Source organism: Allokutzneria sp. A3M-2-11 16, from assembly GCF_024213555.1.
Classification (GTDB): Bacteria; Actinomycetota; Actinomycetes; order Mycobacteriales; family Pseudonocardiaceae; genus Allokutzneria.
On sequence record NZ_JANAVO010000001.1, the window covers coordinates 3,574,878 to 3,597,849 of the forward strand.

A 22,972-nucleotide genomic window follows, 5' to 3' on the forward strand; every position below is an offset into this window, starting at 1 on the left:
CGCCGCCATGTAATCACCGCGGCCCGCCCGGACTCGAATCCGTTCACTCCACCGAGTGGTCCAGGTGGAGGATTGCCGCACTCGGAGCCCTATGGGAAAAAGTCCTACCAAATTCCCGGGGTACGGAGGCCGTTCATGTTGAAGTGCACATCAACCCTGGTCAGGGGCCTGGCCACCGCTGCGGCGGCGGTGCTGGCGCTGGGCCTGGCGGCACCCTCCGCGGCGGCGTTCCCCGGGGCCTTCCACCCCACCCAGAGCGTCGGCAACCGCGGTTCCGACGTCACCGCGCTGCAGCACCTGCTGCGCCAGCACGGGCACGCCACCGCGGTCGACGGGATCTTCAGCGCGGGCACCACGGCCGCCGTCAAAGCGTTCCAGCAAGCCAAATCGCTCCCGGCGGACGGCATCGCCGGGCCGAGGACGTGGAGCGCGCTGGTCGTGCAGGTGCGCGAGGGCGACAAGGGTGAGGCCGTCTCCGCGTTGCAGGCGCAGCTCAACGCCAAGCGCAGGCTCTCGCTGAAGGTCACCGGCACCTTCGACGCCGCGACCAAGCAGGCCGTGAGCAGCTTCCAGTCCCACGCGGGCATCGGAGCCGACGGCGTCGCGGGCCCGGTCACCTGGGAGAACCTGTTGTGGCACTACGACTACCCGGACATGGGCGCCGGGCTGTGCGACAAGGACCCGGACAACAACGGCACCGCGAACTGGGGCACCGGCGCCGCCATCGGCCAGTTCGAGGCGGCCGCGCGGACCTTCGCCGCCACGGGCCAGGGCAAGATCCCGCTCGGGGACGTCAGCTTCGAGCACGGCGGCGCGATCAACGGCCACTCCAGCCACCGCGTCGGCATGGACGTCGACATCTGGCCGATCCGCACCGACAGCGCCCAGTGCACCGCGGGCCGGATCACCTGGGAGTCCCCGACCTACGACCGCGCCGCGACCCGCCAGCTGGTCAAGGCGATCCGCGCGGCGGCGCCGGGCCACGTGAAGGTGATCTGGTTCAACGACCCGGTGCTGATCAACGAGGGCCTGACCGCGCCACTGGTCAACCACGCCAACCACCTGCACATCCGCTACTGCGAGAAGGTCCACACCAGCACCCTCTACACCTGCTGACCCCGCGTTTATGCCCTGAACGGGTCGTTCGGGGAATCTAACGCCCCGAACGACCCGTTCAGGGAACCCAACGCCCCAAATGCGGCGTTGGCCGTGGAGGTTGGGGGTGGTTGGAGATGGGTGAGTGGGGGGGTTAGGGGGTCTTGAAGACGTGGGGGGATCGGGTCAGCGGAGGTGGCGGTAGCCGGGGTGGACGCCGGGGATGAGGTTGTGGGCGCCCGCTAGGCGGTCCAGGAGCTGGGCCAGGACGTCGCGTTCGTCCTGGGAGAGGGGGGCGCAGATCTCCTCGTTGTGCTCCACCGACACCAGCATCGCCTGGCGCAGCATCTTCGTGCCCTTCTCGGTGAGGTGGAGGGCGTAGGCGCGGCGGTCCTTGGGGTTGCGGCCGCGCTCGACCAGCCCCCTGTCCTCCAGATCGTCCACAAAGGACACCATGCGGCTGGGCACGACGCCCATCCGCTCCCCGAGCTCCTGCTGCGACGCGCCCTCGCTCACCGAGATCATCCGCAGCAGGCCGACGTGCCTCGGCTCGATGTCCAGCGGCCGCAGCCGCTCGGCGAACCGCTGCGCCCCGTACGCCCCCAGCTGGGAGAGCAGGAACGCCACGCCCTTCGGTTTGTCCATGCCCACGACACTACCGCTGAGAAATCATTCAGCTCCTGAATGGTTTCGTAGTGGAAGTCGCAGGGAGGACGAAGGGACGACACCGTGAAACGCCAGTTCAAGCCCAGGACGCGCAAGCTCGCGCTGCTCGTGCACGTGCTGTTCGGCGTCGCGTGGATCGGCTTCGAAGTCGTGGTGATGCTGCTCGCACTCGCGGGCGTCACCACGGAGGACCCGCGCGTGCTGCACGCCGCCTACGTGGTGCTCGGCGAGTTCGGGCCCGCGCTGTACTTCCCGTTCAGCTTCTTCACGCTGGTCAGCGGCGTCGTGCTGTCGCTGGGCACCCATTGGGGGCTGGTCAGGCACTACTGGGTGGTGGCCAAGCTCGCGATCAACCTGGCCACCCTGCTCGGCGGCAACCTCGCGATCGCCGGGCTCATGCGCGACGCGGGCCAGCGCGTGCTGGGCGCGCGGATCGAGACGCTCGACGCCTCGGCGGTGGGGTCGATCCAGTACTCCCTCCTGGCGAACGCGATCGTGGTGACCACGTTGCTGGTCTTCGCGACCGTGCTCTCCTACTACAAGCCCTGGGGCAAGCTCAGGCGAGCACGCTCCGCGCCCACGGCTGCGCCATCGGATGTGGTTGCCCGGCAAGGAAACCGGCCACCGCGACCCCGGCAGCGGCAGACCACGCTTGTGGGCGGCACGCCGCGGGGTACGCCGTGACCGGGTCGCCCTCGGCCGCGCTGTCGCCGCCGTAGAGCTCGGGCAGGCGGTACTCGAACGCCTCCCCGGCCGCGAGGAGCCCTCGGGCGAGCACCCGCGCCCGCTCCTCGTGGCCCTCGGCGAGCAGGCCGAACACCGCGATCGCCGTGTCGTGCGGCCAGACGCTGCCGCAGTGGTAGCTCAGCGGGTTGTACCCGGCGGTGTCGGCGGAGAGCGTGCGCAGCCCGTAGCCGGAGCTCATGTCCTCGCGCACCAGGATCTCCGCGACCAGCTCCGCCTCCGCCGGGGAGAGGATGCCGGTGCCGAGCAGGTGACCCATGTTGGACGAGGGCCCGCAGACCGCGCGCTTCTCGCCGTCCAGCGCGATCGCCGGGTACCTGCCGAACTTGTCGGATACCCAGAACGCCGCGCGGAACCGTTCGCGCAGGGCCGCCGCCCAGTCCCGCCACCGCTGCCCGCCGGGCTCGCCGAGCGCGTCGAGCAGTTCTGCGCCCCCGAGCGCGGCCGCGTGCGCGTAGCCCTGGACCTCGCACAGCGCGAGCGGTCGGCTCGCGATCCGCCCGTCGCCCCAGCGGACGCCGTCGGAGGAGTCCTTCCAGCCCTGGTTGGCCAGGCCCGCGCCGTCCGAGCCCGCGTACTCGCAGAAGCCGTCGCCGTCCGCGTCACCGGGACCGGCGATCCACTCCAACGCGGCGACCAGGTGCGGCAGCAACGGCCGGATGCGTTCGACGTCCCGCTCGGCGCGCCACACGTCGTGCAGCAGGCAGACCCACAGCGCCGTCGAGTCGACGCTGCCGTAGTACAGCGGCGGCAGGGTCAGTCCGGGCAGCTTGAGCTCACCGCGGCGCACCTCGTGCAGGATCTTGCCGGGCTGTTCCTCGGTGACGGCGTCGTTGCGCCTGCCCTGGCGCGCGGCGAGCGCCCACAGCGTGCCCAGCGCGAGATCGGTGTTGTTCGGCAGCAAGAGCCTTGCGGCCCACAGGGAATCCCGGCCGAACAGGGTGAAGAACCACGGGCTTCCGGCGGCCAGGAACGCGGCCCCCGGCTGCTGCGGGTCGGCCAGCAGCAGGCCGTCGAGATCGGCCAGGCCGCGCTCGGCCAGTCGTGCGGCGCGAATGTCGGTACTGGGGAACTCGGCGAGCCGCGGCGGGTTCGCGGGCCTGCGTGGCAGGAACCCGTCCGCGCCCTCCTCCGACGGGGTCACCACGAGTTCGGTCCGCCAGGTCGCCCCCGGCGCGATGTGCACCTCCCACGTGACGACCACGGAGTCCACTGTGGACTCCAGGAACGGGTCGCCGTCGAGCCGCAGGTCCACGCGGCAGCCGTCGCTTTCCCACTGCGCCAAGCAATTCGAGACGGTGGGGGTGAGCGGTAGCGGCACGGCGCCGGACTTGACCGCGGTGATCGCGGCGAGATCGGTCGCGGCGGTGAGCCCCACGGTGGCGGTCACGGCGGTGGCGCCGGAGTTGGTCAGCTCGAACCGCTCGACCAGCGCGTGGTCGGTGAGCTGCCGCTCGCGGCGGAGATGCAGCTTCGGGTCGGCGGACGGCTCGCCGAGCCCGCGCAGCACGCCGAGGAAGCGTGCTCGCTCGGCCTCCTCGGTCCGGTGCGCGACCCGGGTCGGGGCGACCCCGTCCACGTCGATCTCCAGCCGGGACAGCACCCGGCGGTCGTCGCGGTAGAAGCCCTGCGCGCCATCTGCGCGCAGTTGCCCGTCGCTCCCGCCGAGGACCGCGGACGGGGCGCGCAGCACCGTGACGAGCTCGTGCAGCGTCGGTTGCAGGTAGACCCGGTCAGCCACTGGGCAGCTCCTCTTGACAAATCGTGTGATGGCGTTCACTCTTCCGCGCCATATGAACGTTCAAATCGTCTCCGCAGGGGCTATTTGAACGTTCATATGGCCGGTGCGACACAGTCTGACACCTCATCGGCGAACTTGGGAGGGTCGAATGACCGGGAATCGGGCAGGGGCGACCTTGGAGCAGGTGGCCGCGCACATCGGGGTGTCGCGGCAGACCGTCTCGAACGCGCTCAACGCCCCGCACCGGTTGCACCCGGAGACGCTGGAGCGCGCGCTGGCGGCGATCGACGAGCTGGGTTACCGGCCCAACCGCAACGCGCGTGGCCTGCGGACGCGGAGCAGCGGGTTGATCGGTTACCGGATGACCCCGCGCAACCGGGGAGTCCTCACGCCCCTCATGGACGACTTCCTGCACGCCCTGTGCGCGGCGGCCGAGGCGCGGGACCGGCACGTCCTGCTGTTCACGGCGCCGCCCGGGGAAGAAGGGCTGGGCGTGTACGCCGACCTGCTCGCCCAGCGCGCGGTCGACGCGTTCGTGCTGGCGGAGACGCTGGTGGGTGATCCCCGGCCCGGCTGGCTGGCCGAGCGGGGAGTGCCCTTCGCCGCCTTCGGGCGCACCTGGGGCCGGGGCGAGGCCGGGCCGTGGGTGGACGTCGACGGCGCGCACGGCATGGCCCAGGTGGTGGAGCACCTGTACTCCCTCGGGCACCGGCGGATCGGGTTCCTCGGCTGGCGGGAGGGCGACGGGGTCGGCGACGACCGGTTGCGCGGCTGGCGGATCGCCGCCGAGGGCTTCGCACTGTCCACAGAGGACAGTCTGGTCGTCAGGGGAGGCAACACGATAGACGCGGGGCGGAGCGGGGCGGCGGCGCTGCTGGACTCCGCGGACCCGCCGACCGCCCTGGTCGCGGTGAGCGACGCGGTCGCGCTGGGCGCGCTGGCGCTGCTCGCGGAGCGCGGCATCCCCGCGGGGACCGGCGTCGCGGTCACCGGCTTCGACGACAGCCCGCTCGCCGCGGCGACCCTGCCGGGGCTGACGAGCGTGCGGCAGCCGGTCGAGCGGATCGCCGAACAGGTCCTGTCCTTGCTGGACCACCAATCCACGAACGAATCGCTGCTGCGCCCCGAACTGGTGGTGCGAGCGAGCAGCGGGAGGAGATGAGATGAACGGACGACGGCGTCGCATCGGCGCGGCGCTGGCGGCTGCCCTGGTACTGGCGGGATGCGGTGAGGGCTTCGACGACTCGCCCCGGCAGCAGGCCACGGGGTCGGCCACCCTCCAGGTGCTGCTCGGCTCGGCGACCAGCGTCGAGCTGGAGGCCACCAGGGCGATCATGCAGACCTGGGCGCAGCGCTCCGGCAACAGGGTGAACGTGGTCGCGTCGGCCGATCTGCCCCAGCAGCTCGGGCAGGGCTTCGCCGGCGGCACCCCGCCGGACCTGTTCGTGCTGGAGCCGGGCGCGTTCACCCGCTACGCCCAGCCCGGCGCGCTGCACGCCTACGCCGACCGGCTGCCCGGGGCCGACGACATCTACCCCAGCCTGCGGTCGATCTTCACCCACGAGGGCAAGTTCGTCTGCGCTCCCAAGGACTTCTCCACCCTCGCGCTGGTGATCGACACCGAGGCGTGGGCGGCGGTCGGGCTCACCGACGCCGACCTGCCGAAGGACTGGGCGCAGCTGGAGGCGGTGGCGAAGCGGCTGACGACGCCGAAGCGCAAGGGCTTGGTCCTGATGGACGACGTGGACCGCATCGGCGCGTTCTTCAGGCAGGCCGGAGGCTGGCTGGTCGACCCGAGCGGCAAAAAGGCCACTGTGGACAGTCCGCAGAACCTTCAAGCGCTGCACTACGTTCAGCGGCTGCTGCGGTCGGGGACCACGGCGTTCGCCAAGCAGATCGACTCAGGGTGGAGCGGTGAGGCGCTCGGCAAGGGCAGCGCGGCCATGGTCATCGAGGGCAACTGGGTGATCGGCGCGCTGGCCAAGGACTACCCGCAGCGCAAGTGGCGCGCGGTGGAACTGCCCGCGGGCCCGGCGGGCAAGGGCACGCTGGCGTTCACCAACTGCTGGGGCATCCCCACGGTCAGCAAGAACCGGCAGGCGGCGGAGAGCCTGGTCGCCCACCTCACCGATGTCTCGCAGCAGAACGCGCTCGGCGAGGGCTTCGGCGTGATCCCCTCGCGGAGGCTCGCCGCGACCCTGTTCGCGCGCTCGCACCCGGAGCAGCAGGCTTTCCTGGCCGGGGCGGACTACGCGCAGGGCGAGCCGACCGCGAAGGGCCTCGAGTCGGTGCTGAAGGACTTCGACGCGCAGTTGCTCGGCCTCACCAACGGCGCCGACCCGAAGGCGATCCTGGCGTCCACGCAGCGCAACGCCGAACAGGTGCTCGGCCGGTGACCGCGGGCAAAGACGTAACCAATGTGGCATTGGTTACGTCTGACGAAACAAATGCCACATTGGGTACGCAACCGCGGTGGTGGGGGTGGGGGCGTGGGGGTGGCGGGAGCGGGTTGAGCGCGAAGCGGCGGGAAGCCGTTGCCGGGTGGATGTTCGCGGCGCCGGGGATCGCGTTGCTGGCGACCTTCGTGTTGCTGCCGATGTTGTTGGCGCTGTGGGTCAGCGTGCTGGACTGGGACGGCACGTACAGCCCGTTGTCCGGCAAGGCTCCCGTGGTGGGGCTGGACAACTACGCGGCCTTGCTGACCGAGGACGGGTTGGCACGGCGTGACTTCGCGTTGAGCGTGCGCAACACCTTCTACTTCGTCGCGATCTCCGTGCCGGTGCAGACGCTGCTCGCGCTCGGGCTGGCCATGGTGGTGCACAACCGGACCCTGCGCGGGCGGGGCTTCTTCCGCGCCGCGTTCTACTTCCCGTCGGTCACCAGCGCCGTGGCCATCTCGGTGGTCTTCCTGTTCCTGTTCTCCGGTTCCGGCGCGATCAACGCGGTGCTCGGCTTCTTCGGCATCGACGGGCCGACGTGGTTCGCCGATCCGCGCGGGGTGCTGCACGAGCTGTTCGGCGCGCTGGGCCTGGTCGATCCCGCCGCACCGCCGGAGTGGTTGAGCGGCACCAGGTTGTGGGGCCTGACGCTGTGGGAGTGGCTGTCCGGGCCGTCCGTGGCGATGGCGGCGGTGACGCTGCTGATGATCTGGACGACCTCGGGGAACTTCATGTTGATCTTCCTGGCCGCCCTGCAGAACCTGCCGGAGGACGTGCTGGAGGCGGCGGACGTGGACGGCACCACGCGCTGGCAGCGCTTCACCAAGGTCACCGTGCCGATGCTGATGCCGACCGTCTTCCTGGTGCTGACCATGGGGCTGATCGGCAGCTGGCAGGTCTTCGACCAGATCTACGTGATGGGCCAGGGCAATCCGGCGAAGACCACGCTGACCCCGGCCTTCCTGTCCTACCAACGGTCCTTCGCGGAGGGCTCCTACGGCCTCGGCGCGGCGATCGCCTTCCTGCTCTTCGCGATCATCGTCGTGCTGACCTGGGCGCAGCGGCGCCTGCTGCGCGACGGGAGGACGTCATGAAGCGCGCGTTCGGTTACGCGGTTCTGCTGCTCGGCGCGGTCTGCTACCTGGGCCCGTTCGTGATCCAGCTGGTCACCACCTTCAAGACCGACGCGGACGCGGTGGCCAACCCGCTGTCCCTGGTGCCGGACCCGGCGACGACCGCCTCCTACGAGCGGGTCGCCACCGATCCCGCGGTGGAGGTGCCGCGCTGGCTGGCCAACTCGGTGCTGGTGACGCTCTGCGTGACCTTCGGCAGGCTGCTGGTGGACGCCATGGCGGGCTACGCGCTCGCGCGGCTGCGCTGGCCGGGCCGCAAGCTCGTGTTCTCCGGGGTGCTGGCGCTGGCCGCGGTTCCCGCGGTGGTGCTGCTGATCCCGAAGTTCCTGCTGCTGCGCCAGTTCTCGATGTACAACTCCTACCTGGGCATGATCCTGCCGCTGATCACCGACGCGATCGGGATCTTCCTGCTCAAGCAGGCGTTCGAGCAGATCCCCCGCGAGGTCGAGGAGGCGGCGCGGATCGACGGGGCCGGGGTGGTGCGCACCTGGTGGAACGTGGTCCTGCCGATGGTCCGGCCCGCACTGGCCACGCTGGCGGTGCTGGCGTTCCAGAACTCCTGGAACGAGTTCGCGCACTTCCTCGTGTCCACTTCGGACAGTCAGTACGAGACGCTGACGCTCGGGCTGGCCCGACTGGTCAGCGGCGCGCTCGGGGAAGGCCAGCAGCTGCCGCTGAAACTGACCATCGCGCTCGTCTCGACCATCCCGGTCGCGGTGGTCTTCCTGGTGGCACAGCGCCATTTCATCCGGAATCAGCTGGGCGGGGCTGTCAAGGGCTGAAGGTCGCGTTATCGCCCGCGGGGCGCCGGGTATGACGTTGAGATGATCTCAACGACGGAGAAGGAGGAAGGGTCGGCGCGTAGGTCGCCTCTCGGCGAATGGCTCGGCGTGGCTCCAGCGCTACCGGTATTCCACGACGGCCGAAGGGGTGAGGCCCGGGGGACTCGTACGCACCGACCGCTTCCTCCACCGATGGTGCCATGCGCGGTGTTTCCCTGTCTTCACACCGTTCTCCGGCTCCGGCGGGGCAGAAGGGTGATACCGGCGGGTAGTGCCGGTATCCGCCCGCCGCGGCCGGGTTCGCCGGGTTGCCCGCCGGTTTCGCCGCCACCACGATCAGGACACGAGTGGCGGTGGGGGAGATGCGGTGGCGGCGAAGGTTCGGGGCCTCGGCGAGGTGTGGACGGCGCTGGTCGACCGGCCGAAGGCGCAGCTGGTCCTGGCGGTGCCGGTCTCGCTGTGGGCGCTGGCGTGGGTCGGCGGGCAGTTCGTCGAGGGCGGCGCGCGATGGTCGCCGCTGGATGTCCTCCGATCGGTCACCGGGCGGTTCGGCGCACCGGAGCCCGGTTGGCTCGGCGCGGTCACGACGTGGTCGCGGGACCCGGTCCACCAGGGGCTGGTGGGCTGGCTGGCGGTGGCCGCGGGACTGCTCTGGGCGGCGACGAGCACGCGGGCGCAGGTTCCGGCGCTCGGCGGGTGGCTGGTGCTGATGGTGGCGGGCGAGGGCCTGGGCTACGTGCCCGCGTTCACCCGGGCGGCGGCCGCGTTCACCGGGTTCGTCACCCTGCTGACCCTGATCTCGATACCCAATCGTGGCCGGATGATCGTGCGCCGGATCGGGTTGTTGCCCAAGGACGTCCTGCGTGCGGGCGCGGTCGCCGCGGCGCTGTCCCTGCTGGTGCCGCTGCTGGCGCCGGGGCTCGCGCTGACCCGGTTGCTGCGGCCGTACCTGACGCGGCCCGCGCGGCCCGATCCGAGCCGGCGCGGCGTCCCCGCTTCGCGTGTCATCCCGCCTCCCCGAAAGGAGGGACGCGGGCGGCAGACAACGGTCGGATCTCCGCCGCGTCACGGTCATGGACGTGCTCCGATGACCGAGTGACAACGATCATGGCACGTAAGCATCCCGGCGGACCCGTCCCCGATGCGCCTACCTGCGAGAACGGTCAACCGTCACGCTAAGTCCTTCTGGCTTCGCCCGAACGGACGATGGCAGATACTTTCTTGAATTGATTACGTTTGCTCGGCGACGGGGTGTAATTGATGCCCGGCGCGATGCTGGTGTGGAGGGAAAGTCGAAGCGGGGTCGACTTGCCGGTAATTTCCCAACGGCGTTGTGCTGTGCACTTTTAAGGAGCCTGACCTGGGCTTTTTAAGGGAGTTACACCTCATTGCGCCCAAGGTGTGTGGCGTGGACCACTGAGGTGAAAAAGTGACATCCGTTCTGTCTGGGACGTCAAAATCGAATACATCGTTTCATGACAACCCCGCGTTACAACTTCCGAAAAATACGCTCGGTTGGGAACAGCGCTACCAGCGGTCGGTGATCGTCAGCGACTTCTGCGCGATCGTGGCCACGACCACTCTGGTGGCCGTAGGCGTGATCGTCAGCGGTAGCGCCGCGTACTCGCCGCGCTGGACGGCTGTGCTCGCCGGGGGAGCCGGTGTGGTCGCCGCTGTGACGCTGTCGCTGTGCCGGGCGTGGGACGTCCGGGTGCTCGGCCAGGGCCCCGAGGAGTTCCGCAGGGTCGGCCGGGCGGCCGTGATCGCGATGCTCGCGCTGTCCGTGGTGGCGCTGGCGCTGCGGCTGGACGACCTGCGGCCGTGGGTGTTCGTGGGCATGCCCACGCTCGCCGTTGTCGCGGTGACCCAGCGCTACCTGCTGCGGAAGGTGCTGCACGCCCGCCGCAGGGACGGCAGCTGCCTGCTGCCGGTGCTCGCCGCGGGCACCGTCGAGGCGGTGCACGACCTGATCCGGCGGACCAGGGCCGACTCGCACATCGGCTGGCGCGTGGAGGCGGTGTGCACGCCCACCGGGCTGGGCGTCGGGCGCGTCGCGGAGATCGCCGGGGTCCCGGTGGTGGGCGACCTGGACGAACTGGTCGAACGCACCCGATTGGGTGGCTACCGCGTGGTGGCCGTGGCGCCGGCCCCGGAATGGACACCCGATCGGGTGCAGCGGCTGGCCTGGGACCTGGAGGGCGGCACCGCCGAACTGGTGGTCACGCCGACGCTGATGGAGGTCGCGGGACCGCGGCTGCACGTCGCCCCGGTGTTCGGCCTGACCATGCTGTGGGTCAGCGCCCCCACGTTCAGCGGCATCCCGCGGTTGATCAAGGCGGTGATGGACCGGGTGGGCGCGCTGGTGCTGACGATGCTGGCGGCGCCGGTGCTGCTGCTGATCGCGGCGGCGATCAAGCTCGACGACGGCGGCCCGGTGTTCTACCGGCAGTACCGCGTCGGCCGGGGCGGGCAGGCGTTCCCGATGCTGAAGTTCCGCTCGATGGTGGTCGACGCGCACGGTCTGCGGGCCTCGCTGGCCGCGGTGAACCAGGGCTCCGGCCCGCTGTTCAAGATGCGCCGCGACCCCAGGGTGACCCGGGTCGGCGCGGTGCTGCGCCGCTACTCCCTCGACGAGCTGCCGCAGGTGCTCAACGTGCTGTTCGGCTCGATGTCGCTGGTGGGGCCGCGGCCGCCGCTGGCCGAGGAGGTCGCCAGCTACGGGCAGGACGCGCGGCGCAAGCTCCTGGTGAAGCCGGGCATGACGGGGCTGTGGCAGGTGAGCGGCCGCAGTGACCTCTCGTGGGAGGAGTCGGTCCGGATCGACCTGCGCTACGTGGAGAGCTGGTCGTTGTCGATGGACCTGGTGATCTTGTGGAAGACGGTGTCGGCGGTCGTCGGCGGCAAGGGAGCGTACTGAGCATGAGCACGACAAGCCTGACCAGCGCCGTCGACCGGGTGAGCCCGGTCAGTGGCGGCCTGTCGTGCCGCCTGTGCGGGGCGCGGGAGCTGCACAGCGTGCTGGACCTGGGCGCGAGCCCGCCGTGCGAGCTGTTCCTCACCGAGGCCCAGCTCGACGAGCCGGAACCGACCTACCCGCTGCACCTGCGGGTCTGCGCGCAGTGCCTGCTCGCGCAGCTGCCGCCGCTGATCAAGCCCGAGGAGACCTTCACCGAGTACGCCTACTTCTCCTCCTTCTCCACCTCGTGGGTGGAGCACGCGCGCCGGTTCGTCGAGTCCGCGACGCACCGGCTCGGGCTCGGCCCCGACTCCTTCGTCGTGGAGGTGGCCAGCAACGACGGCTACCTGTTGCAGCACGTGGTCGCGGCGGGCATCCGCTGCCTGGGCATCGAGCCGTCGGTCAACGTCGGGGACGCGGCGCGGGAGAAGGGCGTCCCGACCGTCACCGAGTTCCTCGGCCCGGACACCGCGAGCCGTGTCCGCGCGCAGCACGGGGCGGCGAACCTCGTGGTGGCGAACAACGTCTACGCGCACATCCCGGACGTGCTCGGCTTCACCCAGGGGCTGCGCGAGCTGGTCGCCGACGACGGCTGGGTGTCGATCGAGGTGCACCACCTGCTGACGCTGATCCAGCGCACCCAGTACGACACGATCTACCACGAGCACTTCCAGTACTACACCGTCGCTTCGGCGCAGCGGGCGCTCGCGGCGGGCGGTCTCGAACTGGTCGACGTGGAGCTGGTGCCCACGCACGGCGGCTCGATCCGGTTGTGGGCGCGGCCCTTCGGCACGGGCTCGACGCCGACCGCCGCGGTCGCGGAGGCGCTGGCGGAGGAGCGCGCGGCCGGGCTGCACGACGTCAGCGGCTACGCCCGGTTCAGCCAGGCCGTGCAGCGGTCGCGGTGGGAACTGCTCGGCTTCCTGATCGAGGCGGCCGAGCAGGGCAAGACCGTGGTCGGCTACGGCGCGCCGGGCAAGGGCAACACGCTGCTGAACTACTGCGGCATCCGGCCGGACCTGTTGCGCTACACGGTGGACCGCAACCCGTACAAGCACGGCCGCTTCACGCCGGGCACCCGGATACCGGTCCTGCCGGTCGAGCAGATCGCCGAGGACCGGCCCGACTACGTGCTGGTCCTGCCGTGGAACCTGCGCGAGGAACTGACCGCGCAGCTGAGCTACGTGGGTGACTGGGGCGGACAGCTCGTCTTCCCCGTTCCGACTCTGGAGATCGTCGAGGTTGGCCGATGAAGGTCGTTCTGTTCTGCGGCGGGTACGGGATGCGGATGCGCACTGGCTCCGCGGACGACCTGCCCAAGCCGATGCACCCGGTGGGCCCGCGCCCGCTGCTCTGGCACGTGATGCGCTACTACGCGCACTTCGGCCACACCGACTTCGTGCTGTGCCTGGGCTACGGGGCGCAGTACATCAAGGACTACTTCCTGAACTACTCCGAAGCGGCGTCGAACGACTTCGTGCTCCGCGACGGCAAGGTGGAACTGCTGTCCTCTGACATCAGCGACTGGACGATCACCTTCGTCAACACCGGGCAGGACTCGCCGATCGGTGAGCGGCTGCGCCGGGTGCGCCACCTCGTCGAGGACGAGGAGATGTTCCTGGCCAACTACGCCGACGTGCTCACCGACGCGCCGCTGGACGACATGGTGGAACGGGTGCGGTCGACCGGTGCGGCGGCCTCGATGATGGTGGTCCCGCCGCAGCAGTCCTTCCACTGCGTGGAGGTCGGCGACGAGGGCAAGGTCTCGGGCATCACCGCGGTCAGCAGCCTGCCGCTGTGGGAGAACGGCGGCTACTTCGTGCTGCGCCCAGAGGTCTTCGAGCACCTGCCGCGCAACGGCGACCTGGTCGAGGACGGCTGCGGCGCGCTGGCGAAGCAGGGCAAGCTGATCGCTTACCAGTACAAGGGTTTCTGGCAGCCCGCGGACACGGTGAAGGAGCGCGCGGCGTTGGAGCGCGGCTACGCGTCGGGTGACCGGCCGTGGATGCTGTGGGAGGACGAGCCCGCGCAGGACGACGTGCTCCGGCTGAGCGGGGTGCGCTAGTGATCTCCCTCGCGCCTGACCAACTCGGCAGCGTGGTCGTGCTCGGCGCGCACTGCGACGACATCGCGATCGGCGCGGGTGGCACGTTGCTGGCCGCCTGCGCCGCGTCGCCCGGACTGCGCGTCACCGCGCTCGTGCTCAGCGGCGGCGGCACCAAGCGCGAGGAGGAGGAGCGCGCCGCGCTGGCCGCGTTCTGCCCGGGTGCGAACCTGGACGTGGAGGTGCTGGACCTGCCCGACGGGCGGCTGCCCGCGCACTGGGGCCAAGCGAAGGAAGCCCTGGAGTCCTTGGCGCGCAAGGTTTCCCCGGACGTGGTGATCGGCCCGGCCAAGCACGACGCGCACCAGGACCACCGGACGCTCGCGCAGCTGGTGACCACCGCGTTCCGGGACCAGCTGGTGCTCGGGTACGAGATCATCAAGTGGGACAGCGACATGGTGCAGCCGGTCGCCTTCGTGCCGCTGGCGGCGAGCGTGGCGCTGCGCAAGGCCGAGCTGCTGGACGCGCACTACCCGTCGCAGCGCGGGCGGGACTGGTTCGACGCCGAGACCTTCCTCGGCCTGGCCCGGATGCGCGGGGTGCAGTGCCGCGCCCGCTACGCCGAGGCTTTCTTCGTGGACAAGGTAGTGCTCGGCTTGGGAGAGGGATGAGAATGCGTGTCCTGCTGACCGGACACCAGGGGTACCTGGGCAGTGTGATGGCGGTGCGCCTGGCCGAGGCCGGGCACGACGTCGTCGGGCTGGACTCGGGGCTGTTCGCCGACTGCGTGCTCGGGCCCGCGCCCGACGACCCGCCGACGATCGCGGTGGACCTGCGCGATGTCACCGCCGAGCAGTTGGCGGGCTTCGACGCCGTCATCCACCTCGCCGCGTTGTCCAACGACCCGCTGGGTTCCCTCGCGCCGTCGCTGACCTACGACATCAACCACTTCGCCTCGACCAGGCTGGCCAAGCTCTCGCGCGCGGCCGGAGTGCGTCGTTTCCTCTACGCCTCAACGTGTTCGGTGTACGGCGCGGCGGGTGAGGACCTGGTCGGCGAGGACGCCCCGCTGCGCCCGGTGACGCCGTACGCGGAGAGCAAGGTGCGGGTCGAGGACGACCTCGTGCTGCTCGCCGACGACGACTTCAGCCCGGTTTTCCTGCGCAACGCAACGGCTTTCGGCTTCTCGCCGCGGCTGCGCGCGGACATCGTGCTGAACAACCTGGTGGGCCACGCGGTGCTCAGCGGCGAGGTGCGGGTGCTCTCCGATGGCACGCCGTGGCGGCCGCTGGTGCACGCCGCCGACATCGCCGACGCGTTCCTGGCCGCGCTCGTGGCTCCGCGCGAGTCCATCCACTGCCGCGCCTTCAACGTGGGCATGGCGGCGAATAACCTCACCGTCGCGCAGATCGCCGAGGCCGTGGTGGAAGCGGTTCCCGGCTCGAAGCTGGTGATCACCGGGGAGGCGGGCGCCGATCCGCGCTCCTACCGGGTGGACTTCGCCCGCATCACCAAGTACCTGCCCGCGTTCTCTCCACAGTGGACGGTGGCGGCGGGCGCGGTCGAGCTGCACGCGGCCTATGTCGAGCACGGGTTGACCGAGCACGGCTTCACCAAGCGGTTCACCCGCCTGGCGAGGCTGGCCGACCGGCAGGCGGCGGGCAGCCTCGCGCAGGACATGCGACCGGTGGGTGCACCGGTTCCGTGAACGAGCCACTAGCCCCGGAGCGCCGCCCACGAACCGGCGGCGCCGTCCCGTGCGCTGATCAGACTCACCTCGGCGGGCCAGGAGATGGCCAGCTCGGGGTCGTCATAGCGCACGGCGACGTCCTCAGCGGGGTCGTGCGGCCGGTCGATGCGGTAGCAGACATCGGCCCAGTCGCTGAGCACCTGGAAGCCGTGCAGCAGTCCCGGCGGCACGTACAGGTGCCGGAAAGCGTTGTCGTCCAACAGGAACGCCTCGTGCCTGCCGAAGGCCGGGGAATCCGGGCGGGCGTCGACGAGCACGTCGTGCACGGCGCCCCGGGCACAGCGGACGAGCTTCGCCTCGCCGCGCCCGGAGCGCCCGTGCATGCCGCGCAGCACGCCCCGCCGGGACCGCGACTGCGAGTCCTGCGTGAAGGCGTCCGGGTCCAGCCCGTGCGCTCGGGCGATCTCGGTGTCGAAGGTCCGGGTGAACAGTCCGCGGTCGTCGTGGTGCGGGGTCGGCGTGAACACCAGGACCCCGGGCAGCGACGTCGTCTCAACCAACACGCGCACATCTTCGCCGCTACCGGTTTCGTTACGGCTTTCACCCGGTTCAGCACAGCTGTAGCGAAACCGCTGACCTGCGCGATGGGGCCGATGTGATGAGCGAGCCGGTGTGTCGCGCGTGCAGGGGCCGGAACGGGCAGATCGTGCTCGATCTGGGCCGCCAGCCCGCGTCGGACCATTTTCCCCGCCTGGTGGAGCCGGGTCCGGACGCACGGCACCCGTTGCAGATGTGGCTGTGCGCCGACTGCGGACTGGCGCAGCTGCTCACCGACCCGACCGTGCCGGAGGAGCCCAAGGGCGCCGAACCCGCCGCGCTGGTCGCCCAGGCCCGCGACGCGGTGCACCGGGTGTCCAGGGCGGGGCTGCTGCCGGAGTCCGCGCGGGTCGCGGAGTACGGCAGCCCGCACGGTGGGAGCTGGCTCGGCATGCTGCGCGAGCGCGGGCTGCGGCCGGTGGAGGAGGGCGAGGCGGACGTCGTCCTGGACTGCTTCGGGATGATGCACTGCCCCGACCAGCGGACCGCGCTCGCCGAACGGGCCGCGCGGCTCAGCGAGGACGGCGTGCTGCTGGTCCAGTACCACTCGCTGGCCACGATCATCCGATGTGGACAGTGGAACGCGTTGCGGCACGGGCACTACGCGTACTACTCGACGACCGCGCTGATCACCATGCTGTCGGCGGCCGGGCTGACCGCGCGCACCGCGTGGACGTTCGACCTCTACGGCGGCACGGTGCTGCTCGCCGCCTCCAGGACGGCGGAGCCGGACGACATCGTCCGCGCGCTGCTCGCCGAGGAGACGGCCATGCGGATCACCGAGCCGGACCGACTGCGGGCGCTCCAGGACGAGGCCGCCGCGACGGCCGACGCCCTGCGGCGCTACCTCACCGAACAGCGGCAGGCCGGTCGGCGCGTGTACGGCTACGGCGCGGCCTCGCGCGCGGTGGCCCTGCTGTGCCGGGCCGGGATCGACAGCGTGCTGCTGCCCGCCATCGCCGACGCCGCGCCCGCGAAGCAGAAGCGGCGCATGCCCGGCAGCGGCGTCCCGGTGATCTCGCCGGCGGAACTGGTCGCGGCCCAACCCGACGAGGTCCTGCTCTTCCTGCCCGACCTGGCCACCGAGGCCAGGACCGCGCTGCCGCAGATCGAAGCGGGCGGCGGCCGGTGGGTGATCGCCGAACCGCGCCCCGACCCGCTCGCCCCGTTGTCCGTCGCCTGAGTCAGGGATAAGCCATGGAACACAAGGTTTCTCAGCGCCAAGCGGCCTCGCTGACCGGACGCGCCGCGGCTCCCGTCGCCGTCGCCCTGCCGGTGTACAACGGCGAGCCGTACATCCACGTGGCACTGGAGTCGCTGCTCGGCCAGACCGGCGTCGACTTCGAGGTGCACATCGCCGACAACTGCTCGACCGACGGCACCGAGGAGCTGTGCCGCGACCTCGCCCAGCGCGACCCGCGCGTGGTCTACCACCGGCGGTCGCGCAACGTCGGCGTGACCGCGAACCACAACATGCTCGTCAACGAGGTCAACAGCCCGTACTTCACGTGGTTCGCGGCCGATGACGCTTACGCGCCGGACCGGCTGAGCAAGCTCTACACGGCGTTGCAGGACCGCCCGGACGCCGTGCTGGCGTTCAACACCACCGCGCACATCAACGGCTCCGGCGAGCGGATCGGGCACTGGGTGAAGCCGCGCCGAACCGACGACCCCGACCCGTCCGTGCGGCTGCGCAACCTGCTGTGCATCGAGGGACGCGCTTTCTACGACACCGCACCGCTGATGTACGGCCTGATCCGGCGCGATGTGCTGTGCCAGACGCGGTTGCTGCCGCCGATCAAGAACTCCGACCGCGTGCTGATCGCCGAACTGGCGCTGCACGGGCCGTTCGTCGAGATCGCCGAAGACCTGTTGCTGCACCGCAAGCACGAGGAGCAGCTGTCCAAGCGGACCTCGCAGAGCGAGTGGTACCGCACGGAGTTCGGCCGCCAGTCCATCATCCTGCCCAACGTGGAGGAGGCGGGGTGGTACTTCCGCACCGTCGCCCGCTCACCGCTGACACTGGCCGACCGCGGGCGTGCGATGCTCGCGCTCTCGCCGTGGCTGCGCGCGAACGCCGTGCCAATGGCGCGCAACGTGGCGAAGGCGGCCCTCCAGCTCGCGCGGCTGACCCCCCGCTCCTGACAACCAGTTATCGGAGAGAAGAACGTGGACGCTCTGGACTTGCTGCGGACGCTGCGCAGGCGGTGGGCCCTGGCCATGGTGCTCGCGATCGGCCTGGCCGCACTGCTGACCAGCCTCGCCTTCATGGTGCCGCAGCAGTACCGCGTCAACGCCAGCATGCTCGTGCTGCGCGCCTACGGCGGAGCCGACCGCAACCCCTACGCCGCGGTCGACCCGTCGCAGGGCCAGGCGGCGATGATGCTGCTGCGCGTCGTAGGCACGCCCGCCGTCCAGCAACGGATGGCCCAGCAGGGCGCGACCGCCGAGCTGGAGATCACCAATGAGAGCGCCGGGAGCGTGGCGGCCGACAGCCCGTTCATCACGGTCATCGCCACTGGTGCCACGGCCGACTCCGCGCGCACCACCGCGCAGGTCGCGATGCGAGAGCTGCGCTTTGAGCTGAAGCGCAAACAGGACCAGCTCGGTGTGCCGCAGGAAGGCCACCTGACGCTGAGCGACATCGTTCCCGCCGACACCGTCACCACGACCCGCTCCGCCCAGCTGCGCGCCCTGGCGATCGGCGGCGGCGTCGGGCTGGCGCTGCTGCTGTGCGTCGTCGTGATGGTGGACCGGGCGCAGCAACGGCGGACCGAAGTACCGTTCGCCTTGGCGCGCAAGGATTCTTCCGAGCCGGAGCCCGTCGACCCCGCGCCTTCCGTGCAACAGGCCGCTGAGCTGGCGCACGCCGCGCGGTCCGCCGTGGAGCGGGTGAAGCAGGCATCCCGTCCCGCGCTCGATCGGCCCACCGATGTCCTCAACGTGCGTTACCAGGCCGCGCGCGTGGACGACCACGACAAGGCCAGCCGATGACCCGCGCGTCCGCCTCCTTCGCCTCGGCTTCCGCCCGGAGCCCGTTGTGCCCCGAATGAGTCATTGGGGGAGTCCAAGTACCCCAATGACTCGTTCAGGTCCCTCAAGTACCCCAATGACTCGTTCAGGGCACTCAACGCCCTCAACGACCCGTTCAGGGCACTCAACGCCCCGAACGGGTCGTTCAGGGACTTCAACGCCCCGAACGGGTCGTTCGGGGCCTTCGACGTGCTCAACGGGGCGTTGGGGGCGGCGAAGTGGCTCAATGACTCGTTCGTTCCGTTCAGGCACCTCAATGACTCATTCAGCACGCTCAACGCACCGAATGAGTCATTGGGGGAGTTCAACGCCCCCAATGACTCGTTCAGGGTATAACGGGGGTGGGGTGTGATCGCGGGGGTGGCGCAGCGGCTCGCCGCGGTGCACGAGGCTCGCCAGCCGAGACCCCAGCGGCCGCCGAGGCGGAAGCTGGGGGAGCTCTTCCGGACGATTCCCGCGCACTACCTGCTCGTCGCGGTCGCCCTGCTGTTGGCCTTGCCGCAGACGAACGTGATCGCGGGCGTCGGCGGCTCGCTGACACCAGGGAGGCTGGCCGCCGCGGTCTGCCTGATCTGGTGGGTCGTGGCGCGCGTCGCGGGCGGCATGGGGATGCGAACCGGGTTGAACCCGGTGCGCGCCACGTTGCTCATCGGGTCGCTGGTGTTGTTGGGCGCGCACGCGTTGGCGTTGGGGCTCGGTGCGCCGGACGAGATCCTGGGCGGGGCGGACCGAGCCTGGATGCTCTACGCGTTGTGCGTCGGAGCGGCCCTGCTCGCGTGCGACGGGTTGAGCGGACTCGGCGCGATGCGGGCGCTCCTCGGCGCGATGGTGCTGGCCGCCAGCGCTTCCGCGTTCGCGGCCTGCGCGCACTTCACGGCGAAGATCGACCTGCGGCCGTTGACGCTCCTGCCGGGCATGGAAGCCCAGGGGCTCGCGACGATGGACCTCGGGCGTGGTGGTCTTGAGCGCGCTCTGGGCTTCGCCAACCACCCGATCGAGCTCGCCGCGCTGTGCGCCTGCGCGGTGCCGCTCGCCCTGTACCTCACCAGGTTCGCGCGCTATCGCGTCCTGTGGTGGACGTGCGTGATCGTGCTCATCGCGGGGATCGTGGTCAGCATCTCGCGCACCGGGCTGGTCGGCCTCGCGATGATCGCGGTTTTGCTGTTGCCCCGTATGGGAATCGTGCGGTGGTTGCTCGGGGGCACGGTGGTCGCGGTGTTCGGGTCGCTCGGACTGGTGGCCGCGCCCAAGGTCTTCACCGTGCTGAGCCAGACGGTCGCGGGCTCCACCAACGACTACAGCGTCTGGAGCCGCCTCGCCGACTACGAGTACGTCGGGGAACGCCTGGCGGAGCGGCCGTTCAGCGGGCAGGGCTTCGGCACGTACCTCGCGCCGCCGCAACCGTTCCTGGACAACCAGTACCTGCTGACCGCCGTGGAGTCCGGAGTGCCGGGCCTGCTCGTGCTGGTCGCACTGCTGGTGGTTCCCGCGGTGTCGATGCGCGCGGCGTGGATTCGCGTGGGGCGCAACGGAGATCCGGAGCTGCGGGACGCCGCGTGGGCGCTGGGCTGCGCGCTCGCGGTCGCCATCATGTGCTTCGCCACGTTCGACGCACTGGCCTTTCCGCAGTTCCAGGGCATGACATTCCTGTTGATCGGGTGCGCGGGCGCCGTCGCAGCGTGGGAGCGAGCATGAGCACACCGGTTGTCATCGCCGTCGTCACGTACAACTCCGCGCACGAGCTGCCGGAGCTGTTCGAGGGTCTGCCCGACGCGCTGGAGGGCGTCCCGGAGTGGCGCGTGGTGGTCGCGGACAACGCATCCAGCGACGGAAGTGCCGACCTGGCAAGGGAACTGCTGCCGTCCGCCGATGTCGTGGAGACCGGGGGCAACCTCGGGTACGCGGCCGGGGTGAACGCCTGCATGGCGCGGGCGAAGGACGGGGAAGCGCTCTTCGTGCTCAACGCGGACGTGCGGTTGGCGCCCGGATCGGTGGCGCGCCTGCTGGGGGTGTTCGACGATCGCGGAGTCGGCATCGCGGTGCCGGAGGTGACGCGGCCCAATGGTGAGCCCGAGCCGACTCTGCGGCGCAGACCGACCCCGCTGCGGGTGATCGGCGACTCGCTGCTCGGCCGCCGCGCGGTGCGATTCCCCTTGCTGAGCGAGGAAATCCCGACTGGTAGCACCGAGAAGCCGGACTGGGCGAACGGCGCCGCACTGCTCATCGCGCCCGCGGTGTGGCCGCACGTGGGGGACTGGCGCGCGGAGCTTTTCCTGTACTCCGAAGAGGTCGACTACTGCCTCCGAGTCCAGGAAGCGGGCTGGTCGACCAAGCAGGTGCGGGGCGCTCGTGCCGTCCACAAGGGCGGTGAGGTCGCCACGTCGCCGAAGCTGTGGGCGCAGCTGGTGACCAATCGCGTCGTGCACGCGGCGAAGTGGAACGGCGCGATCGGCGCGCGAATTGTTTGGGGGGCACTGGTTTTGGCTCAGCTCATCCGGCTGCCGCTGCGGCGCGGGACCCACCTCGCGGCGTTGCGGGCGTTGTTGTCCGGACGGCGCGCGCTGCTCTCGGGCAAGCCCACCAATCCCGGGCGGGGTTGATGAGCGAGACGACGGCGCTCGCCGGACGCTTCAAACGCGGCCTCTGGCTGAGCCTGCTCAACACGTTGCTGTCCAGGCTCGGCACGTTCGTGCTGGGCATCGTCCTCGCCCGGCTGCTCGTTCCCGAGGAGTTCGGCCTCTACGCCACCGCGCTCGTCGTGCTGACGCTGCTGTTCACCTTCAGCGACCTCGGCGCGGCGACGGCGGTGGTGCGGCGGCCCGGGGACGTGCGCGCGATGCTGCCGACGGCGTGGACCGTTTCGGTGGTCGGCAGCACCATCGCGTTCCTCGTGTGCGCGGTGAGCGCGCCGTGGCTGGCTTCGGCGTTGGGCAGCCCGCACGCGACGGACATCGTGCGGTTCCTCGCGATCAACGTGCTGCTGGACGGTTTTGCCGCGGTGCCAGCGGGAATGCTGACCCGCGAACTGGCGCAGGCGCGCAGGCTCGTCGCGGACCTCTCCGGCAGCGTGCTCAACCTGGCGCTCACCGCGACGCTGGCGTTCCTCGGCTATGGCGCGTGGGCGTTGGTGATCGGTCACGTCAGCGGGACCGCGCTCGTCGTGGTGCTGCTGCTCGTGCTCAGCAAGCAGTGGCCGCGGTTCGGCTTCGTGAAGGAGCACTTCCTCGAAGTCGGCGCGTACGGCCTGTCGGTGATCGCGTCCTCGCTGCTGCTGATGCTCGCGCAGAGCGTTCCGCAGATGGTCACGGCGAGCGCGCTCGGCGTGACCGCGCTGGGTTTCTTCTACCTGGCCAACAACGTGGCGAACTGGCCGGTGTCGATCGTCTCCGGGACCATGGAGCGGGTCGCGCTGGCCATGTTCTCCCGTTCCCGCGACCACGGCGCCGACCTGGATCGCGCCGCGGGCGGGGTGATCGGCCTCGTCGGGGTCGCCGTGCTGCCGGGCGGGATCGCGCTCGCGTTGCTGGCGCACCCGATCGTCGAGGTGGTCTACGGCGCGAGGTGGGAGCCGGCCGCGGCGGTGCTCGTCGGCCTCGCGGTCGCGGCGATCGGCAGGGTGTTCGTGGACCTGGCGATGCACCTGCTGCTCGCGGTCGGGGTGCCGCTGTCCTCGGCGCTGATCCAGCTCTCGTGGCTGGCCGCGCTCGTGCCCGCGACCATCGTCGCGGCCCAGGTGTGGGGCCTGCCCGGGATCGGCTGGGCCCAGGCGGCGGTGTCGCTGTTCGTCGCCGTCCCGGTGCACGTGTGGGGCCTGCGGCGGGCCGGGGTGCACGTTTCTTCCCTAGTTCGGGGGATGGTTCCGTCGTTGCTGTCCGCAGCCGTCACCGGCGGTGGGCTGATCCTGGTCCGGGCCTTCTCGCCCTCCCCGCTACTGAGCGTCGCGGTCGGTGGGACGCTCACCGCGGCCGTCGTCGCCATCGGGTGGTTTCGATACCGCCACACCTTGGACGAGGCTCTGGCGGTCGCCGGGTGAGAACTCCATTCCGGACTTAC

At 70.5% G+C, this 22,972-nt stretch carries 21 protein-coding genes; 18 read left to right on the plus strand and 3 right to left on the minus strand.

The features are described 5' to 3' along the window. The first annotated feature begins 135 nt into the window (after positions 1–135). Positions 136–1,116, plus strand: a complete 981-nt coding sequence (locus tag NLX83_RS17665) for a penicillin-insensitive murein endopeptidase (RefSeq protein WP_254235936.1) — start codon at positions 136–138, stop codon at positions 1,114–1,116. A gap of 165 nt (positions 1,117–1,281) precedes the next feature. On the opposite strand, the gene NLX83_RS17670 is transcribed toward NLX83_RS17665, so the two are convergent. After that, entirely contained in the window at positions 1,282–1,740 is a 459-nt protein-coding gene (locus tag NLX83_RS17670; RefSeq protein WP_254235937.1) for a MarR family winged helix-turn-helix transcriptional regulator, read from the minus strand. A gap of 577 nt (positions 1,741–2,317) precedes the next feature. Then, positions 2,318–4,246: a glycogen debranching N-terminal domain-containing protein gene (locus NLX83_RS17675; RefSeq protein WP_254235938.1), complete on the minus strand. Its 1,929-nt coding sequence runs from the start codon at positions 4,244–4,246 to the stop codon at positions 2,318–2,320. 148 nt (positions 4,247–4,394) lie between these two features. Between NLX83_RS17675 and NLX83_RS17680 the strand changes: the two genes are divergently transcribed. The 10 genes from NLX83_RS17680 (at position 4,395) to NLX83_RS17725 (ending at position 15,307) form a co-directional block, all read left to right on the plus strand. Then, entirely contained in the window at positions 4,395–5,408 is a 1,014-nt protein-coding gene (locus NLX83_RS17680; protein ID WP_254235939.1) for a LacI family DNA-binding transcriptional regulator, read from the plus strand. 1 nt (position 5,409) lies between these two features. Further along, positions 5,410–6,642 carry a sugar ABC transporter substrate-binding protein gene (locus NLX83_RS17685; protein ID WP_254235940.1) on the plus strand — a complete coding sequence of 411 codons (1,233 nt, stop codon included), beginning with the start codon at positions 5,410–5,412 and terminating at the stop codon, positions 6,640–6,642. 113 nt (positions 6,643–6,755) lie between these two features. Next, positions 6,756–7,778 carry a carbohydrate ABC transporter permease gene (locus NLX83_RS17690; RefSeq protein WP_254235941.1) on the plus strand — a complete coding sequence of 341 codons (1,023 nt, stop codon included), beginning with the start codon at positions 6,756–6,758 and terminating at the stop codon, positions 7,776–7,778. Further along, positions 7,775–8,599, plus strand: coding sequence for a carbohydrate ABC transporter permease (locus NLX83_RS17695; RefSeq protein WP_254235942.1), 825 nt, complete (start codon positions 7,775–7,777; stop codon positions 8,597–8,599). The genes NLX83_RS17690 and NLX83_RS17695 overlap by 4 nt, the downstream gene beginning before the upstream one ends. A 367-nt stretch (positions 8,600–8,966) precedes the next feature. Beyond that, entirely contained in the window at positions 8,967–9,698 is a 732-nt protein-coding gene (locus NLX83_RS17700) for a hypothetical protein (RefSeq protein WP_254235943.1), read from the plus strand. 441 nt (positions 9,699–10,139) lie between these two features. Further along, positions 10,140–11,516, plus strand: coding sequence for a sugar transferase (locus NLX83_RS17705; protein WP_254235944.1), 1,377 nt, complete (start codon positions 10,140–10,142; stop codon positions 11,514–11,516). A 2-nt stretch (positions 11,517–11,518) separates the two neighbouring features. Continuing rightward, entirely contained in the window at positions 11,519–12,808 is a 1,290-nt protein-coding gene (locus tag NLX83_RS17710; RefSeq protein ID WP_254235945.1) for a class I SAM-dependent methyltransferase, read from the plus strand. Beyond that, on the plus strand, positions 12,805–13,620 hold the full coding sequence (locus NLX83_RS17715; RefSeq protein WP_254235946.1) for a sugar phosphate nucleotidyltransferase: 816 nt from the start codon (positions 12,805–12,807) through the stop codon (positions 13,618–13,620). Before NLX83_RS17710 ends, NLX83_RS17715 begins: the two co-directional genes overlap by 4 nt. Further along, complete coding sequence (locus tag NLX83_RS17720; protein ID WP_254235947.1) at positions 13,620–14,270, plus strand: PIG-L deacetylase family protein; 651 nt, start codon at positions 13,620–13,622, stop codon at positions 14,268–14,270. The genes NLX83_RS17715 and NLX83_RS17720 overlap by 1 nt, the downstream gene beginning before the upstream one ends. Positions 14,271–14,272: 2 nt before the next feature. Beyond that, entirely contained in the window at positions 14,273–15,307 is a 1,035-nt protein-coding gene (locus NLX83_RS17725) for an NAD-dependent epimerase/dehydratase family protein (RefSeq protein WP_254236252.1), read from the plus strand. A gap of 8 nt (positions 15,308–15,315) precedes the next feature. Here NLX83_RS17725 and NLX83_RS17730 read toward each other — a convergent pair whose 3' ends face one another. Further along, the gene (locus tag NLX83_RS17730; protein WP_254235948.1) at positions 15,316–15,852 is read right to left on the minus strand and encodes a dTDP-4-dehydrorhamnose 3,5-epimerase family protein; all 537 of its coding nucleotides are present in this window, start codon (positions 15,850–15,852) and stop codon (positions 15,316–15,318) included. Between the two features lie 95 nt (positions 15,853–15,947). Here NLX83_RS17730 and NLX83_RS17735 point away from each other — a divergent pair, with 95 nt between their 5' ends. The 7 genes from NLX83_RS17735 to NLX83_RS17765 all read left to right on the plus strand — a co-directional run bounded on the left by NLX83_RS17735 (position 15,948) and on the right by NLX83_RS17765 (position 22,952). Continuing rightward, positions 15,948–17,069 carry a class I SAM-dependent methyltransferase gene (locus NLX83_RS17735; protein WP_254235949.1) on the plus strand — a complete coding sequence of 374 codons (1,122 nt, stop codon included), beginning with the start codon at positions 15,948–15,950 and terminating at the stop codon, positions 17,067–17,069. Positions 17,070–17,083: 14 nt separating this feature from the next. Next, positions 17,084–18,031, plus strand: coding sequence for a glycosyltransferase family 2 protein (locus NLX83_RS17740; RefSeq protein WP_254235950.1), 948 nt, complete (start codon positions 17,084–17,086; stop codon positions 18,029–18,031). 24 nt (positions 18,032–18,055) lie between these two features. Then, positions 18,056–18,880 carry a hypothetical protein gene (locus NLX83_RS17745; protein ID WP_254235951.1) on the plus strand — a complete coding sequence of 275 codons (825 nt, stop codon included), beginning with the start codon at positions 18,056–18,058 and terminating at the stop codon, positions 18,878–18,880. A gap of 63 nt (positions 18,881–18,943) precedes the next feature. Continuing rightward, positions 18,944–19,255 carry a hypothetical protein gene (locus tag NLX83_RS17750; RefSeq protein WP_254235952.1) on the plus strand — a complete coding sequence of 104 codons (312 nt, stop codon included), beginning with the start codon at positions 18,944–18,946 and terminating at the stop codon, positions 19,253–19,255. Between the two features lie 12 nt (positions 19,256–19,267). Beyond that, positions 19,268–20,614, plus strand: coding sequence for an O-antigen ligase family protein (locus NLX83_RS17755; RefSeq protein WP_254235953.1), 1,347 nt, complete (start codon positions 19,268–19,270; stop codon positions 20,612–20,614). Beyond that, positions 20,611–21,519, plus strand: a complete 909-nt coding sequence (locus NLX83_RS17760) for a glycosyltransferase family 2 protein (RefSeq protein ID WP_254235954.1) — start codon at positions 20,611–20,613, stop codon at positions 21,517–21,519. Before NLX83_RS17755 ends, NLX83_RS17760 begins: the two co-directional genes overlap by 4 nt. Beyond that, positions 21,519–22,952 (plus strand): oligosaccharide flippase family protein, encoded by a 1,434-nt coding sequence (locus tag NLX83_RS17765; protein ID WP_254235955.1) that lies wholly within the window; start codon positions 21,519–21,521, stop codon positions 22,950–22,952. Before NLX83_RS17760 ends, NLX83_RS17765 begins: the two co-directional genes overlap by 1 nt. Positions 22,953–22,972: the final 20 nt, after the last annotated feature.

What these genes read in the sequence shown, in the direction of transcription:
- NLX83_RS17665 (WP_254235936.1), top strand. Translation starts at nt 136, where the DNA reads ATGTTGAAGTGCACATCAACCCTGGTCAGGGGCCTGGCCACCGCTGCG.
- NLX83_RS17670 (WP_254235937.1), bottom strand. Translation starts at nt 1,740, where the DNA reads ATGGACAAACCGAAGGGCGTGGCGTTCCTGCTCTCCCAGCTGGGGGCG.
- NLX83_RS17680 (WP_254235939.1), top strand. Translation starts at nt 4,395, where the DNA reads ATGACCGGGAATCGGGCAGGGGCGACCTTGGAGCAGGTGGCCGCGCAC.
- NLX83_RS17685 (WP_254235940.1), top strand. Translation starts at nt 5,410, where the DNA reads ATGAACGGACGACGGCGTCGCATCGGCGCGGCGCTGGCGGCTGCCCTG.
- NLX83_RS17695 (WP_254235942.1), top strand. Translation starts at nt 7,775, where the DNA reads ATGAAGCGCGCGTTCGGTTACGCGGTTCTGCTGCTCGGCGCGGTCTGC.
- NLX83_RS17710 (WP_254235945.1), top strand. Translation starts at nt 11,519, where the DNA reads ATGAGCACGACAAGCCTGACCAGCGCCGTCGACCGGGTGAGCCCGGTC.
- NLX83_RS17715 (WP_254235946.1), top strand. Translation starts at nt 12,805, where the DNA reads ATGAAGGTCGTTCTGTTCTGCGGCGGGTACGGGATGCGGATGCGCACT.
- NLX83_RS17725 (WP_254236252.1), top strand. Translation starts at nt 14,273, where the DNA reads ATGCGTGTCCTGCTGACCGGACACCAGGGGTACCTGGGCAGTGTGATG.
- NLX83_RS17735 (WP_254235949.1), top strand. Translation starts at nt 15,948, where the DNA reads ATGAGCGAGCCGGTGTGTCGCGCGTGCAGGGGCCGGAACGGGCAGATC.
- NLX83_RS17740 (WP_254235950.1), top strand. Translation starts at nt 17,084, where the DNA reads ATGGAACACAAGGTTTCTCAGCGCCAAGCGGCCTCGCTGACCGGACGC.
- NLX83_RS17760 (WP_254235954.1), top strand. Translation starts at nt 20,611, where the DNA reads ATGAGCACACCGGTTGTCATCGCCGTCGTCACGTACAACTCCGCGCAC.
- NLX83_RS17765 (WP_254235955.1), top strand. Translation starts at nt 21,519, where the DNA reads ATGAGCGAGACGACGGCGCTCGCCGGACGCTTCAAACGCGGCCTCTGG.